This window comes from Mesorhizobium sp. M8A.F.Ca.ET.218.01.1.1 (assembly GCF_004791165.1).
GTDB lineage: Bacteria > Pseudomonadota > Alphaproteobacteria > Rhizobiales > Rhizobiaceae > Mesorhizobium.
In genome coordinates this window covers 1-340 of record NZ_SRUZ01000110.1, presented here as the reverse complement: position 1 = coordinate 340, position 340 = coordinate 1, and the positions used below count along the sequence as shown (strand labels likewise).

1 protein-coding gene is annotated in these 340 nt (G+C 66.2%); it reads left to right on the top strand.

Annotated elements, in window-relative coordinates; translation table 11 throughout:
- Window positions 1–340 (top strand): sigma factor-like helix-turn-helix DNA-binding protein (locus EN861_RS34610; protein ID WP_281041229.1); only part of this gene is annotated, 340 nt, incomplete at both ends.

The window sequence follows — 340 nt, the reverse complement described above, 5'->3', positions numbered from 1 at the left end:
GGCGCAGCGATGCACGGTCGTGCTGAAGGATGTGCTCGGCCACAGCCTGGAGGAAATCGGCGAGATACTCGAAACCACCGAGACGGCGATCAAGGGCGCGCTGCAGCGTGGCCGTGAGAGCCTACGCCAGCTGGCGGCCGCCCCCCGGATGGTGTCGCCCCGTCCGGCGCTAGACCGGCAGGACATGCGCCGCTTGGGCGACTATGTGGCCGCCTTCAACGCAAGGGAGTTCGATGTGCTGCGCGGTCTTCTGGCCGAGGACGTCAAGCTGGAGCTGGTCAACCGCCTGCGCGCCGACGGCAAGGAATATGTCGGCAATTATTTCGGCCGCTATGCCGAC